Below are 16,939 nucleotides of genomic sequence, written 5' to 3' on the forward strand. Positions count from 1 at the left end.
CAATCCGTCCGTCGCCGCGGCTGTCGTGGCCGGCTCTCACGAGACACCGAGCTCGTTGTCGATGAAGTCGAAAAGGTCGTCGGCAGACGCACGGTCGATCCGGCCCGCCACAGGGCTGTCCGTGGTGCTGCTGTCCGTGGTGCTGTCGTTCTTGCTGCTGGGGGCTGTTCTGCCGCCGAGTGCGCCAAGGCGCCGGACGAGGGCCTGGAGGCGTTCACCGAGCAGTGCGGGATCGCTCTCCTCCTCGATGAGCGAGTCGAGCCGTTCGGTGAGCCGCTCGACCTGGGCGAGTACGTCCTGAGCGGGTGCGGCCGATGGTGCGACGGGCAGCCTGGTCAGGAGGTACTCCGCCAGCTCGCCCGGCGTCGGGTGGTCGAACGCCAGGGTGACCGGGAGCCGCAGTCCGGTCGCCGAGGCGAGTCGGTTGCGCAGCTCGACCGCGGTGAGCGAGTCGAAGCCGACTTCCCTGAAGGGCCGTTCGGCTCCGATCGCCGCAGGCGTGGAGTGCCCGAGGACTCCGGCGGCGTACGCCCTGACCAGCTCGGTCAGTGCGCGGCGCCGCTCGGGCTCGGGCAGCCGGGCCAGCCGGTCGGCCGTCGATTCCCGGGTCCCGGGCGTCTCCTCCACCGTCCGGCGCACGGGAGCCCCGACCAGGCCACGCAGCAGCGCCGGGATCGCCGCCGTCCCGTCGGCCCCGGCGCGCAGGGCGGCCAGGTCCAGGTGGGTCGGCAGCAGGTGCGCGGCGCCGTGCGCGAGGGCACGGTCGAAGAGCGCCAGCCCGTGTTCCGTGGTGAGCGAGCGTCCGGCCCGGCCCGCCCGGGCGAGGTCTCCGCCGGTCAGGTGCCCGGTCATGGCGCTGGCCTGTTCCCACAGCCCCCAGCCGAGCGAGGTGGCAGGGAGTCCCCGGTGCCTGCGGTGCTGGGCGAGCGCGTCCAGGAAGGCGTTGGCGGCGGCGTAGTTGGCCTGTCCCGGCGAGCCGAGGGCGGCCGAGAAGGAGGAGTACAGCACGAACATCGCCAGGTCCGCGTCGAGCGTCAGCTCGTGCAGGGCCAGCGCGGCATCGGCCTTGGGGCGCAGCACCGTGTCGATACGGTCGGGGCTCATGGCGTCGAAGACGCCGTCGTCGAGCGCTCCCGCCGCGTGGACCACACCGGTCAGCGGGTGCTCCGCCGGGACATTCGCGAGGAGGTCCCGCAGCGCCTCCCGGTCCGCAACGTCGCAGGCCACCACTCGGGCCTCTGCCCCCAACTCGCCTAGCTCCGCGACGAGTTCGTCGGAACCCTGGGAGGCAGGCCCCTGCCTGCTGACGAGCAGCAGGTGCCGTACCCCGTACGCGGTCGCCAGGTGCCGCGCGAGCACTCCGCCCAGCACCCCGGTACCACCGGTGATCAGCACGGTGCCATCGGCGTCCACCGGGGGCGGCAGGGTCAGCACGTTCTTGCCGATGTGCCGGCCTCGGCTGATGAAGCGGAACGCCTCCGGTGCCTCCCGCAAGTCCCAGCCGGTCACCGGCAGGGTCCGCAGTTCGCCCCCGTCCAGCAGGGCGAGGATCTCGTCCAGCATGGCGCCGATCCGCTCCGGCCCGGCCTCGCTCAGGTCGAACGCCCGGTAGGAGACTCCGGGGTACTCCTCGGCCAGTTCGGTCGCATCGCGGATGTCCGTCTTGCCCATTTCGATGAGCCGCCCGCCGGGGGCCAGCAGCCGCATCGAGGCGTCCACGAACTCCCTGGCCAGCGAGTTCAGTACGAGGTCCACGCCGCGTCCGCCGGTGGTGACCCGGAAGTGCGGTTCGAAGTCGGTGGTCCGGGAGGAGGCGATGTGCTCGTCGTCCAGGCCCCAGGAGCGCAGGACATGCTCCTTGCCGGCGCTCGCCGTGCCGAAGACCTCCAGTCCGAGGTGGCGGCCGATCTGTACGGCGGCCATGCCGACCCCGCCCGCCGCCGCGTGGACGAGCAGGGACTCGCCCGCCTTGGCCCGGCCCAGGTCGACCAGCCCGTAGTACGCGGTGAGGAACACCGTCGGCACCGACGCCGCCTCCGCGAACGTCCACTCGGGGCGCATCCGCACCAGGGCCCGGCGCTGAGCCACGGTCACCGGGGCGAAGCAGCCCGCCAGCAAGCCGAACACCCGGTCACCGACGGCGAGGTCGGTGACCGCCGAGCCGGTCTCCACGACCACGCCCGCGCCCTCGGTGCCCATGACCGTCTGGTCCGGCACGATGCCGAGGGCGATTGCGACGTCCCGGAAGTTCACCCCGGCCGCGCGGATCGCGACCCGTACCTCGTCGGGGGCGAGCGGGGCTTCGGCGGCTGGCGCGGGCAGCAGCGCCAGGTCGTCGATGCCGCCTCCGCCGGTGGTGTCGAGGCGCCAGGCGCCGTCGCTGGCGGGCGGGGCGAGCGAAGGCTCACCGGCCCGCGCGAGCCGGGCTGCCAGTACCTCCCCCGCGCGGACGGCCAGCTGGGGCTCGTCCAGGGCGAGGGCGGCGGGCAGTGCCCGCCAGGACTCGGGGCGCTGGTCGATGTCGACGAGGCGGAGGCGGCCGGGGTGTTCCGACTGGGCGGACCCGAGCAGGCCACGGGCCGCCGCGGCCGCCAGGCCGGGTACGTCCTCGCCCGCGCCGACGGCGACCGCGCCGCTGGTCAGCACGGTGAGGCGGGTGTCGGCCAGCCGCTCGTCCCGCAGCCATTCCTGGGCGACGCCCAGAGTGTCGTACAGAGTGCTCCGCAGGTCACCGCCAGCCGTCTCGGGCAGGCACCACACCACGTCGCCGGGTGCGGGCGTCCCCGTCTCCAACTCGGCGCGCAGGGCGTCCGGGTCGGCGTACCAGGACACCAGGAGGTCCGCCGGGAGCTCGCGACGGTCACCGACGGCGGTCAGGAGGGAAGCGGCAGGCGCGTCGGCGGCCAGTGGCATCCACTCGACGCGGAAGAGTGAGCCCGCCACGTCGCCGCCCCTGGCCTGACGCAGCTGTCCGGCGGTGACCGGGCGCAGGGTCAGCGACCGGGCCTCGGCCACCGGTGCCCCGGTGGCGTCCGCGACGGCGACGGCGACGGTGGCAACACCGACGGCGGTCAGCCGTACGCGCAGGGTCTGTGCCCCGGTCGCGTACAGCGACACCCCGCTCCAGGCGAAGGGCAGTCCGGCCCGGCCGTCGGCGCCGAGCAGTCCGCCGAGTCCGGCGGCGTGCAGGGCGGCGTCCAGCAGCGCCGGGTGGAGCGCGAACGGTGCGGCGTCGGCGCGCGCCTCCTCGGGCAGGGCGACCTCGGCGTACACCTCGTCGCCGTGCCGCCAGGCGGCGTGCAGGCCCCGGAAGGCGGGGCCGTACGCGTAACCCGCCGCGGCGAGCGCCTCGTAGAAGCCCTCGACAGGCAGCGGCTCGGCGTCCGAGGGGGGCCAGGCGGCCAGGTCGAAGGCGGGCCGCGCGGCTTCCGCGGTCAGGGTGCCGCGGGCGTGCCGGGTCCAGGGCTGTCCCGCCTCGGCCCGTTCGGCGCGCGAGTGGACGCTAACGGTACGGCGTCCCTCGGCGTCCGGCGCGCCGACGGCGAGCTGGAGCTGCACGCCGGTGTGCTCGGCCAGGGTCAGCGGTGCTTCGAGGGTCATTTCCTCCAGCACGGGGTAGCCGGCCTCTTCGCCCGCCTGGAGGGCGAGTTCCACGAAGGCGGTGCCGGGCAGCAGGACGGTGTCCAGGACCGTGTGGTCCGCGAGCCAGGGCTGGGCGGCGAGGGAGAGACGGCCGGTCCACAGTGCGCCGTCGCCGTCCGCGAGTTCCACGGCGGCGGAGAGCAGCGGGTGGTGCACGGCGGCCAGTCCGGCCGAGGCCGGGTCGCCGGCGCCCGTACCGGCCTTGGGCCAGTAGGTGCGGTGCTGGAAGGGGTAGGTGGGGAGGTCCACGGGACGGCCGCGGTAGGGGGTGAGGACGGCGCGCCAGTCCACCCGTACCCCGTGGACGTGGGCCTGGGCGAGAGCGGTGAGCCACTGCCGGTGGTCGCCATGGTCACGGCGCAGGGTGGCCAGGACGGTGGCGGCGCGCCCGCTGTCGTCGACGATCTCCTCAAGACCCACGGTCAGCACGGGATGGGCGCTGACCTCGACGAAGGTGCTCAGCCCCGCGTCGAGGAGGGCGCGCACGGTGTCCTCGAAGCGGACGGTGCGACGCAGGTTCTCGTACCAGTAACGGGCGTCGAGGGTACCGGTGTCGACCAGCTCGGCGGTGACCGCCGAGTAGAAGGGGACACGGGCCGGACCCGGGGCAAGCTCGGAAAGCTCGGCCATTACACGGGCCTCGATCTGCTCGACGTGGTGGGAATGGGAGGCGTAGTCGACCGGAACGCGCCGGGCCCGGATCCCGCGCTGCTCACACGTGACAAGGAGGTCTTCCAGGGCCCCCGCGCTGCCGGAGACGACGGTCGCGGTCGGACCGTTGACCGCCGCGACCGAGATCTCACCGTCCCAGGGTGCGATCAGCTCTTCGACATCCGCACGGGAGAGAACGAGGGAGACCATCCCGCCCTGCCCCGCCAACACCTCAGCGATGGCCTGACTCCGCAGGGCCACCACCCGGGCACCATCCTCCAGGGACAGACCACCGGCAACGACCGCAGCCGCGATCTCACCCTGCGAGTGCCCGACGACGGCGGCCGGAGCAACCCCCGCCGCACGCCAGGCCTCCGCCAGCGCCACCATCACCGCCCACAACACCGGCTGAACGACATCCACCCGCTCGAACCAGCCCGCTTCCGCGTCAGCCCTCAGGACATCAGTCAGCGACCAATCCACGAACCCCGAAAGAGCACGCTCGCACTCCTCGATCCGCTCCCGGAACTCCGAGGACGACTCCAGCAACCCCGTGGCCATGCCCACCCACTGCGACCCCTGCCCCGGGAAAACGAACACAGCACCCGAAACCGGCCGAGCCACTCCCCTCACGACACCCGACGCCGGGTCGGCACCCCGCGCCACAGCCGTCAACCCGGCCATCAACTCCACCGCGTCCCCGCCCAGCACCACCGCCCGGTGCTCCAGCGCCGCCCGCGAGTTCACCAACGACCACGCCACATCGGCAGGCCGGACGTCCGTCTCCGCCACCGACAGCAGCCGCTCCGCCTGGGCGCTCAAGGCCTCGGCCGACGCGCCCGACAGCGTCCAGGACACGGGGCCGGAATCCTGAGCGGCTGCCGGCTCCGCCACCGACTCCTCGGAGCGTTCGATGCCCTCGAGGATGACGTGGGCGTTGGTTCCGCTGATGCCAAAGGAGGAGACACCGGCGCGGCGCGGGCGGTCGGCTCCGGGCCAGTCACGGGCCTCGGTCAGCAGCTCGACCGCGCCTGCGGACCAGTCCACGTGCGGGGTCGGGGCGTCCACGTGCAGCGTCTTGGGCAGGACGCCATGGCGCATCGCCATGACCATCTTGATCACACCCGCGACGCCCGAAGCTCCCTGGGTGTGCCCGATGTTGGACTTCAGCGAGCCCAGCCACAGCGGCCGGTCCGCGTCGCGGTCCCGGCCGTACGTGGCGAGGAGCGCCTGCGCCTCGATCGGGTCGCCGAGGGTGGTGCCGGTACCGTGTGCCTCGACGGCGTCGATGTCGGCGGTGGTCAGGCCCGAATTGGCGAGGGCCTGACGGATGACGCGTTCCTGGGAGGGGCCGTTGGGGGCGGTGAGCCCGTTGGACGCGCCGTCCTGGTTGACGGCGGAGCCCCGTACGACCGCCAGGACCTCATGACCGTTGCGGCGGGCGTCCGAAAGGCGTTCCACGAGCAGCACACCGACACCCTCGCCCCAGCCGGTGCCGTCGGCCGCCGCGGCGAACGCCTTGCAGCGGCCGTCGGTGGCCATGCCGTTCTGGCGGCTGAACTCGTTGAAGATCCCCGAGGTCGCCATGACGGTGACGCCGCCCGCGAGTGCCATGTCGCACTCGCCGTTGCGGAGGGCCTGCACGGCGAGGTGCAGGGCCACCAGCGACGAGGAGCAGGCGGTGTCGACGGTGACGGCCGGGCCCTCCAGGCCGAAGGTGTACGACACGCGGCCGGACACCACGCTGCCGGAGCTGCCGGTGGCGATGTAGCCCTCGGTGCCCGCCGGGGCCTCCGCGATGAGGGACAGGTAGTCGTGGCTGTTGAGGCCGGCGAAGACGCCGGTGTTGCTGCCGCGCAGCGACAGCGGGTCCAGTCCGGCACGTTCGAAGGCTTCCCAGCCGGCCTCCAGCATCAGGCGCTGCTGTGGGTCCATGGCGAGGGCCTCGCGGGGCGAGATGCCGAAGAGTTCGCTGTCGAAGCCGGTGGCGTCGTAGACGAAGCCGCCTTCGCGGGAGTCGGAGCCCGCCGGGTTGCCGGGGTCCGCGTCGTACAGTGCCGCCAGGTTCCAGCCGCGGTCCTCGGGGAAGCGGCCGATGCCGTCGCCGCCGGTGGCGACGAGCTGCCACAGGTCCTCGGGGGAACGGACGTCACCGGGGTAGCGGCAGCTCATGCCGATGATGGCGATGGGGTCGTCCTGGGCCGCCGGGCCGCCGGCCCGGGGTGCGGTCTCCTGCGTCGCGGCATCGTCGAGCCCGAGCCGGTCGGCAAGGTGCCGGGCCAGGGCCCCGGCGTTCGGGTGGTCGAAGGTGAGGGTGGCGGGCAGGGCGAGGCCGGTCACGCCGGTGAGGTGGTCCCGCAGTTCCACGGCGGTGAGCGAGTCGAAGCCCAGGTCCTTGAACGGCCGTTCCGGCTCCACGGCTTCTGCCGTGCCGTGGCCGAGGACGGTGGCGGCGCCGGTCCTGACCAGGTCGAGCAGGATGCGGTGTCGGTCGTCTGCGGTGGTCGCGGCGAGCTGCTGCCGAATCCGTGGGGTGCCGCTCCGCTCCTCGCCGGCCTCGGGCTCCGGTGCGGCGGCGCCGGGGATGTCGGCGAGGAGGGGGCTGGGTCGTCCTGAGGTGAACGCGGCCGCGAAGCGCGGCCAGTCCACGTCCGCGACCGTCACGCACCCGGTGCCGTGGTCGACGGCGTCGCCCAGCGCCCGCAGGGCGAGTTCCGGGTCCATGGCGGCCAGGCCGCGCCGCCGCAGGTAGTCCTCGCCGTCCTCCGCGGCCAGCATGCCGCCGCCCGCCCAGGGGCCCCAGGCGACGGAGGTGCCGGTCAGGCCGCGGGCCCGCCGGTTCTCCACGAGGGCGTCGAGGTGGGCGTTGGCCGCGGCGTACGCGGCCTGGTTGCCGCTGCCCCAGACGCCGGCGATCGAGGAGAACGTCACGAACGCTTCGAGGGGGGTACCGTCGAGCAGTTCGTCCAGGTGAGTCGCGCTGTCCGCCTTGACCCGCAGCACGTCCGCGAGTTCGGCGAGGCTCGTGTCGCGCAGGGACACGGCGCCGATGACACCGGCGGTGTGCACGACGGCGGTGACGGGGTGCGCGGCGAGCAGTGCCGCGAGCGCGTCCCGGTCCGAGACGTCGCAGGCCACCACCGTGGCTTCCGCGCCCAGCCCGGCCAGTTCCGCCGCGAGTTCCGCCGCCCCGGGGGCGTCCGGGCCGCGGCGGCCGGTCAGCACCAGGTGCCGGGCGCCGCGTCCGGCGAGCATGCGGGCCACCCGGGCGCCGAGTGCGCCGGTACCGCCGGTGATGAGGACTGGTCCCTCGGGGCGCCACTCGGTGGCCGGGGTGTGGGGGCCGAGGGGGGCGGGGGTCAGGCGTCGCACGAAGGCCCCGGAGCCCCGCACCACGATCTGGTCCTCCGTGCCGTCGGCGAGCAGCGCGGCGAGCCGGGTGCCGGCCCGTCGGTCGAGCCGCTCGGGGAGGTCGATCAATCCGCCCCAGTTGCGCGGGAATTCGAGTGCCGCGGTGCGGCCGAGGCCCCACAGCTGCGCCTGGGCCGGGGAGACGGTCCGGTCGGCGCGGCTGACCGAGGCGGCGCCGCGGGTGGCCACCCACAGCGGTGCGTCGATTCCGGCCGCGTGCAGCGCCTTGATGAGCACGACCGTGGCGGCGAGGCCAAAGGTGAGTCCGTGGTAGCCGGGGTGGGGGTGTTCGTCGAGTCCGGCCAGCGACAGCACTCCGGCGAGTCCGTCGGCGGCCTGGTGCAGCCGGTCCGCGACGAGCCAGGGGTCGGTGTCGTCCGTCGTGTCGAGGACCAGGACGCTCACGTCGGCGCCGCCCGCGCGCAGGGCCGCCTGGACGGAGGTGGCGTCGTCGCCGTCCTGTCCGGGGGCCAGTACCAGCAGCCAGGTGCCGTGGAGGGCACCGTGCGGGAGGTCGGTGAGGGGCTGCCAGGTGGTGCGGTAGCGCCAGCCGTCCACGACGTGCCGGTCCCGCCCCTTGCGGCGCCAGGTGGAGAGCGAGGGCAGGACGGCCTGTACGGCGTCGGGGGCCAGGTCCAGCGCGTCCGCGACGGCCGGCAGGTTCTCGCCCTCGACGGCGGCCCAGAAGGCGGCGTCGTCGGCGCTTCCGGCGTCGGCCGGCACGGCGAAGGTGTCGAGCCAGTAGCGTTCCCGCTGGAAGGCGTAGGGCGGCAGGTCGGTGCGTACGCCGCCCAGTCCGTCCAGCATCCCGGCCCAGTCGACGGGGGTACCGTGCGCATGGGCGGTGGCCGCCAGGCGCAGTACGGTCTCGGGCTCGGCGCGCCCCGGGCGCAGGGCCGGGAGGAGGGTGACGCCCTCGCCGTCAGCCAGGCAGTCCTTCGCCATGGCGGTGAGGACGCCGTCGGGGCCGAGTTCGAGATACGTCGTGACGCCCTGGGCGTCGAGGGTGGCGATGCCGTCAGCGAACCGTACGGCCTGGCGGACGTGCCGCACCCAGTACTCGGGGGTCTGGATCTCGTCGGCGTCCGCGAGCCGTCCGGTGACATTGGAGACGACCTGGACGCCGGGTGAGTGGAAGGCCAGTCCGGCTGCCACGGCGGCGAATTCGTCGAGCATGGCGTCCATGTGCGGCGAGTGGAAGGCGTGCGAGACGGTGAGGCGCCTGGTCTTGCGCCCGGCACGCCGCCAGCCGGCCTCCAGGGCGGTGACGGCGTCGGCGTCGCCGGAGACGACGACCGAGGACGGGCCGTTGACGGCGGCGACGGCGACCTGGGTCCCGTACGGTGCGAGGGCCTCGGCGACCTCCTGCTCGGTGGCGGCGACAGCGAGCATGGCACCGTCGGCGGGCAGTGCCTGCATGAGCCTGCCGCGGGCGGCGACGAGAGTGCAGGCGTCGTCGAGCGAGAGGACTCCCGCGACGTGCGCGGCGGCGAGTTCTCCGACGGAGTGGCCGAGGAGGAAGTCGGGCGTCAGGCCCCAGGATTCCAGCAGCCGGAAGAGGGCCACTTCGAGGGCGAAGAGCGCCGCCTGGGTGTACAGGGTCTGGTCGAGCGGCTCCCCCTCGCCGAACAGCACGTCGCGCAGCGGCCGGTCCAGCTCGCCGTCCATACGTGCGCACACCGCGTCGAGTGCGTCCGCGAAGGCGGGGTGGGTGTCGTACAGCTCCCTTCCCATTCCGGCGCGTTGCGCGCCCTGGCCGGTGAAGAGGAAGGCGAGGCGGCTGTCGCGGACGGAGCCGCGCACCGCGTGCGGGGACAGTTCGCCGGCGGCGAGGGCGTCCAGGGCGGCGACGCAATCGGCGGTTTCGACGGCGAGGACGACGGCCCGGTGTTCGAGGTGGGCTCGCGACACGGCCAGGGAGTGGGCCACGTCCACCGGTCGCAGCCCGGGGTGGGACGTCAGGTGGGCGCTGAGGGCGGCGGCCTGGGCCCGGAGCCCGGCGGGGGTCTTGGCGGAGACGGTCCAGGGGAGGATGCGGGCGGCCGCGGCGGCGAGCTCGACGGGCGCGGAGACTTCGAGTGCCTGCTCGGGTGCCTGCTCGATGATGACGTGGGCGTTGGTGCCGCTGACGCCGAAGGAGGAGACGCCCGCACGGCGCGGGCGGCCGCTCTCGGGCCAGTCCCGGGCCTCGGTCAGCAGCTCGACCGCACCCGCCGACCAGTCCACGTGCGACGACGGCTCGTCCACGTGCAGGGTCTTGGGGAGCACCCCGTGGTGCATCGCCTGCACCATCTTGATGACACCGGCCACGCCCGAAGCGGCCTGCGTGTGGCCGATGTTGGACTTCAACGAACCCAGCCACAGGGGCCGGCCCGCCTCCCGATGCTGCCCGTACGTGGCGAGAAGGGCCTGCGCCTCTATCGGGTCACCGAGGGTGGTCGCGGTTCCGTGGCCTTCGACGGCGTCGACGTCGGCGGTGGTCAGCCCGGCGTTCTCCAGGGCCTGACGGATGACACGCTGCTGGGACGGGCCGTTGGGAGCGGTCAGGCCGTTGGACGCGCCGTCCTGGTTGACGGCCGAACCCCGCACGACAGCCAGCACCTGATGACCGTTGCGGCGCGCGTCCGACAGGCGCTCCACGAGGAGCATGCCGACACCCTCGCCCCAGCCGGTGCCGTCGGCGGCGGTGGCGAAGGACTTGCAACGGCCGTCGGCGGAGAGACCGTTCTGGGTGCTGAACTCGGCGAAGATGTCCGGGCTCGTCATCAGGGCGACACCGGCGACCAGCGCCATGGAGCACTCGCCGCCGCGCAGCGCCTGTCCGGCGAGGTGCAGGGCGACCAGAGACGAGGAGCAGGCCGTGTCGACGGTGACGGCCGGGCCCTCCAGACCGAAGGAGTAGGCGACGCGTCCGGACATCACACTGGCGGAGGTGCCGGTGATGTAGTGGCCGCTCAGCCCGGCGGACAGCCGCATGCCGACGCCGTACCCGGAGGTGGAGGCGCCGACGAAGACACCGGTCCGGGTGCCGCGCAGCGACTGCGGGTCGATGCCCGCGCGCTCCAGGACCTCCCAGGACGCTTCCAGGAGCAGGCGCTGCTGCGGGTCCATGGCGACGGCTTCGCGCGGGGAGATGCCGAACAGTCCGGCATCGAAGGTGGTGGCGTCGTGGACGAAGCCGCCCTCGGGGGTGTACTCGCCCTCGGCGGCCGTCAGGTCCCAGCCACGGTCGGTGGGGAAGCCCGCGATGCCGTCGGCGCCGGTGGCGACGAGGTCCCACAGGTCGTCGGCGGAGCGGACGCCGCCCGGGTAGCGACAGCTCATCGCGACGATGGCGAGGGGCTCTCCGGGGCCGGCGACGGTGGACGCGGCCAGGTCCCCGGACCCGGTCGTCGCACCGGAGGCGCCGAAGTCCGCGTTCGCGTCGGACGCGCCGGATCCGCCGGTGAGCTCGCCGGTCAGGAACCGGCCCAGCCCACGCGGCGTCGGGTGGTCGAAAAGCAGGGTGACGGGCAGCCGAAGTCCGGTCGCGGCCCGCAGCCGCTTACAGACCTCCATCGCGGTCAGCGAGTCGAGGCCGAGATCCTTGAACGGGCGGTCGGAGTCCACGTCGTCCGGGCCCTGGTAGCCCAGCACCGAGGCGATCTCGGCACGGACCAACTCCAGCACACGATGGGCGCGTTCGCCCGCGCTCGCGACGGCCAGCTCCCGCCGCAGCACCGACGGCGCCGCGTCCCCCTCATCCGACTCCTCGGCCGCGTCGGACTCCAACGCCACCTGAACCTCGGGCAGTTCACCGATGAACGGGCTGGGCCGGGTAGCGGTGAACGTGGTGGCGAACCGGGCCCACTCCACGTCCGCGACCGTGACGGCGGCCTCGCTGCTGTCGATCGCCGCACCGAGCGCGGCCGTGCAGAGCGCGGGCGGCATCGGGTTCAGGCCCCGGCTGCGCAGGTAGTCCTCGGCGTTGCCGCGGGTGGCCATACCGGCCCCGCCCCAGGCGCCCCAGGCCACCGAGGTGGCGGGGAGTCCAGCGGCGTGGCGCTGTTCGGAGAGGGCGTCGAGGTAGGCGTTGGCCGCCGCGTACGCGGCCTGGCCGCCGCTGCCCCAGACACCGGCAATGGAGGAGAAGAGAACGAACGCTTCCAGCGGGGTGTCCGCGAGCAGTTCGTGGAGGTGGGCGGCTCCGGTGACCTTGGCGCGCAAGACCTCCGCGAGGTCGCCGGTCTCCACATCGGAGAGCCGCATGGACGCGTCGACGCCGGCGGCGTGCACGACACCGGTGACCGGGTGCTCCTCCAGTACGGCGGCGAGCGCGTCGCGGTCCGCGACGTCGCAGGCCACCACGGTCGCCTCGGTGCCCATCTCCCGCAGCTGGGAGACGAGTGCGGCGGCACCGGGCGCATCCGGGCCGCCCCTGCTGGTCAGTACGAGACGCTCGGCGCCCCGTCCCGCCAACCAGCGGGCCGCCTCGGAGCCGAGCGCGCCGGTGCCACCGGTGATCAGCACGGCGCCGGACGGCACCCACTGCGCGGAGTCCGCGCCCGGGGCGAGCGGGGCCCGCCTCAGGCGGCGCGCGAAGACACCGGAGGCGCGTACGGCCAACTGGTCCTCGGTCGCACCGGAGCCGTTCAGCGCCGCCGCGAAACGACCCGCCGACCGCTCGTCCAGGCTCTCCGGCAGGTCCACCACCCCGCCCCAGCGGCCCTGGAGTTCCAGCCCCGCGACCCGCCCGAGCCCCCACACCTGTGCCTGCACGGCACTGCGCAGCACATCGGACCGGCCGACCGAGACGGCCCCGGTCGTCACGCACCACAGCGGGGCGTCGAGTTCGGCGTCGGCTGCCGCCTGGAGCAGTGCCACGGTGGCACCGACGCCCAGGGGCACGTCGGGGTCGTCGAAGTGCGGCCCCTCGGCAAGCGCCAGGAACGACAGCACACCCGTCACAGCGCCCTCGGCCGCCAGGGCGTCGTCGAGGTGCTGGGACAGTGCCCAGCGGTCCGACTCGTCGTCGGCCGCCTCGATCACGGCCACCTCGGCGCCGAGCGCGCGCAGCGCCCGTAGGCTCCGCTCCACCAGTTCGCTGTCGGCGTGGCTCTGCGGCAGGACGGCCAGCCAAGTGCCGCTCTGTGCGGCGGCGGCCTCCTCGACGAGCTTCCAGGCGACCCGGTAGCGCAGGGATTCCACGGTGGACAGGTCGCGTCGCCGCCGGTGCCAGGTAGACAGGGCAGGCAGTACGGCTTCGAGCTCCTCCACGCTGTCCAGGCGCAGCGTCCCGGCGACCTCGTCCAGGTCCTCGCGCTCGACGGCTGCCCAGAACCGCGCCTCGGCCGGGTCCGCCGTGGCGACCGGCTCGCCGGTCTCCTCGGAGGTCAGCCAGTAATGGCGCTGTTGGAAGGGGTAGGTGGGGAGGTCCACGGGACGGCCGCGGTAGGGGGCGAGGACGGTGGCCCAGTCCACCGGGAGGCCCTGGATGTGGGCCTGGGCCAGAGCGGTGAGCCACTGCCGGTGGTCGCCATGGTCACGGCGCAGGGTGGCCAGGACGGTGGCGGCGCGCCCGCTGTCGTCGACGATCTCCTCAAGACCCACGGTCAGCACGGGATGGGCGCTGACCTCGACGAAGGTGCTCAGCCCCGCGTCGAGGAGGGCGCGCACGGTGTCCTCGAAGCGGACGGTGCGACGCAGGTTCTCGTACCAGTAACGGGCGTCGAGGGTACCGGTGTCGACCAGCTCGGCGGTGACCGCCGAGTAGAAGGGGGTGTCGGTGGACCGGGGGGCCAGGGGGGCCAGTTCGGTCAGCAGTCGCTGTTCGATCTGCTCGACGTGGTGGGAATGGGAGGCGTAGTCGACCGGAATACGCCGGGCCCGGATCCCCCGCTGCTCACACGTGACCAGGAGGTCTTCCAGGGCCCCCGCGCTGCCGGAGACGACGGTCGCGGTAGGACCGTTGACCGCCGCGACCGAGATCTCACCGCCCCAGGATGCGATCAGCTCTTCGACATCCGCACGGGAGAGGACAAGGGAGACCATCCCGCCCTGCCCCGCCAACACCTCAGCAATGGCCCGACTCCGCAGGGCCACCACCCGGGCACCATCCTCCACGGACAGACCACCGGCAACGACCGCAGCCGCAATCTCACCCTGCGAATGACCGACAACAGCAGCCGGAGCAACCCCCGCCGCACGCCAGGCCTCCGCCAGCGCCACCATCACCGCCCACAACACCGGCTGAACGACATCCACCCGCTCGAACCAGCCCGCTTCCGCGTCAGCCCTCAGGACATCAGTCAGCGACCAATCCACGAACCCCGAAAGAGCACGCTCGCACTCCTCGATCCACCGCCCGAACACCGGCGAGGACTCCAGCAACGCGGCCACCATGCCCACCCACTGCGACCCCTGCCCCGGAAAAACGAACACAGCACCCGAAACCGGCCGAGCCACTCCCCTCACCACACCCGACGCCAAGTCGGCACCCTGCGCCACAGCCGTCAACCCGGCCCTCAACTCCACCACGTCCCCGCCCAGCACCACCGCCCGATGCTCCAGCACCGCCCGCGAACTCACCAACGACCACGCCACATCGGCAGGCCGGACGCCCCCCTCCACCACCGACAACAGCCGCTCCGCCTGGGCGCTCAAGGCCTCGGCCGTACGGCCGGACAGGATCCACGGCATCACGCCGGGAACGACACCACCGCCGATCTCCTGCTCGGCAACCTCGGCCTGGTCGGAGTCCTGGTCGAACCGCTCGAGAATCACATGGGCGTTGGTGCCGCTGACCCCGAACGAGGAGACACCGGCCCGCCACGGGCGGCCCTGCGCCTCCGGCCACTCCCGCGCCTCGGTCAGCAGCTCCACCGCACCGCGGCTCCAGTCGACCTCACTCGTGGGCGCGTCCACATGCAGGGTCTTGGGCAGCACTCCGTGCCGCATCGCCATGACCATCTTGATCACACCGGCCACACCGGCGGCCGACTGGGTGTGGCCGATGTTCGACTTGATCGAGCCGAGCCACAGCGGCCGGGCCGCGTCGCGGTCCCGGCCGTACGTGGCGAGCAGGGCCCGCGCCTCGATCGGGTCACCGAGGGTGGTACCGGTGCCGTGCGCCTCGACGGCGTCCACGTCCGGCGCGTCCAGACGCGCGTTGGCCAGGGCGGCACGGATGACACGCTCCTGGGAGGGGCCGTTGGGAGCGGTCAGGCCGTTGGACGCGCCGTCCTGGTTGACGGCCGAACCCCGCACGACAGCCAGCACCTGATGACCGTTGCGACGGGCATCCGACAGCCGCTCCACGAGCAGTACACCGACACCCTCGCCCCAGCCCGTCCCGTCGGCGCCGGCCGCGAACGACTTGCAGCGGCCGTCCTGGGCGAGCCCGCCCTGGCGGCTGAACTCGGTGAAGATGCCGGGAATCGCCATCACCGTGACACCGCCCGCGAGCGCCATGTCGCATTCGTCGTTGCGGAGCGCCTGCACCGCGAGGTGCAGCGCCACCAGCGACGAAGAACACGCTGTGTCGACCGTGACCGCCGGGCCCTCCAGACCGAAGGAGTACGCGACTCGCCCCGACACCACGCTGGGCGCGTTGCCGGTCAGCAGGTGGCCTTCGACCTCCTCGGGCAGCTTGCCGATGCCGGCCCCGTACGCGGACGAGGACGACCCGACGAAGACTCCAGCGCGGGTGCCGCGCAGCGACAGCGGGTCCATCCCCGCACGCTCGAAGACCTCCCAGCTCGTCTCCAGCAGGAGCCGCTGCTGCGGGTCCATCGCGAGGGCCTCGCGCGGCGAGATCCCGAACAGCCCCGCGTCGAACCGACCCGCCTCGTGGACGAACCCGCCTTCGCGCACATAGGAGGTGCCGGAGTGCTCCGGGTCCGGGTCGTAGAGGGCGTCCAGGTCCCAGCCACGGTCGTCCGGGAGGCCGGTGATGCCGTCACGGCCGGAGGCCACCAGCTGCCAAAGGTCCTCGGGAGAAGCGACACCGCCGGGGTAACGGCAGCTCATGGCGACGATGGCGACGGGCTCGTGCTCGCGCGCCTCGGCGGCGGACAGCCGGCGCCTGGTCTGCCGAAGGTCGACGGTCAGACGCTTCAGGTAGTCGAGGTATTTCTGGTCGTCCGCCACTCGATGCCACCTTCTCCGGACCGGCAAGCTCGAAATTAAATGCACCGCATATGAATGACGCGCCACCGGACCGGAATTCCCGGCCCGGTGGACACGTCGAATTGAAGATCCGCGGATCGAACAATCGAGACCGTATGGAAACCGGTGAGGCGTGGACAACCCCTAACTACCCCTAGAGGGTCCCCTCACAGGTGAGGGCGATGTCGCACAAGGGGTGCTGAGGCTGCCACCCTCCGGGGTAACGTCTCGAATTACCAATAGGAGGAGTACCCATGGCCAAGCTCGTTGAACTCGCCGATGACCTTCAGGTCTACTCCCACAGCGTGATGGAAACACGCTTCATGTACGACGAGATATTCAATGAAGGCTGCTACGACATGGAGCTGCCCGACTGTCCGTTCATCGTGGATGTGGGCGGGAACATCGGCATGTTCGTCATCTACATGAAGTGCCGGTACCCGGGAGCGGAGATCGTCTCCTTCGAGCCGATGCCCGAGTCGGCGTCCCTGTTCCGGCAGAACGTCGCCCTGCACCGCATCGAGGGCGTCACCCTCCACGAGACCGCCCTGGGTAGCCGGCGCGAGGAGGGTGTCTCCTTCGCCTACTACCCGATGATCCCGGGCAACTCGACGCGCTACCCGGAGACGAAGGTGCTCCCGATGATGCAGATGGCCGAGACGGTGGCCCCGAAGACGGTCGAGCAGATGTACCGCGCCCGCGAGGTCAGTGCCACCGTCGAGCGGCTGGCGTCCTTCCTGCCCGATGACCGCGACATCGACCTCCTGAAGGTCGATGTGGAGGGCGCCGAGGGTGACGTCCTCCTGGGCATCAATCCCGGCCAGTGGTCGCGGATCCACCAGGCCGTCCTCGAAGTGGCCGACCTAGACGGCCAGTTGGCCATGGTCCTCAAGGCCCTGGAGGACAACGGCATGCGCACCACTGTCGCACAGGCCCCCCTCACCGAGGAGCGCAATCTGACGTACATGGTGCACGCGGTACGCGGCTGAGCTCCGCGCAGTGCACGGCTGTGCGGCCGCGCCGCACGCAGAGAACGGCAGCGAGGGCGGGGACGGTTCGCGCCGTCCCCGCTCTCGCATTTCCTGCCCTT

General features: G+C 72.7%; 2 protein-coding genes. One reads left to right on the forward strand and one right to left on the reverse strand.

What is annotated here, in order from left to right; genetic code table 11:
- Window positions 1–36: 36 nt before the first annotated feature.
- Entirely contained in the window at window positions 37–15,831 is a 15,795-nt protein-coding gene (locus tag D9V36_RS41840; RefSeq protein WP_241720751.1) for a type I polyketide synthase, read from the reverse strand.
- Window positions 15,832–16,103: 272 nt separating this feature from the next.
- Between D9V36_RS41840 and D9V36_RS07635 the strand changes: the two genes are divergently transcribed.
- Entirely contained in the window at window positions 16,104–16,838 is a 735-nt protein-coding gene (locus D9V36_RS07635; RefSeq protein ID WP_129293088.1) for an FkbM family methyltransferase, read from the forward strand.
- Window positions 16,839–16,939: the final 101 nt, after the last annotated feature.

The organism is Streptomyces lydicus, from assembly GCF_004125265.1.
GTDB lineage: Bacteria > Actinomycetota > Actinomycetes > Streptomycetales > Streptomycetaceae > Streptomyces > Streptomyces lydicus_C.

Bases quoted from the DNA above. Each gene is read 5' to 3' on its own strand.
- D9V36_RS07635 (WP_129293088.1), top strand. From the start codon at position 16,104: ATGGCCAAGCTCGTTGAACTCGCCGATGACCTTCAGGTCTACTCCCAC.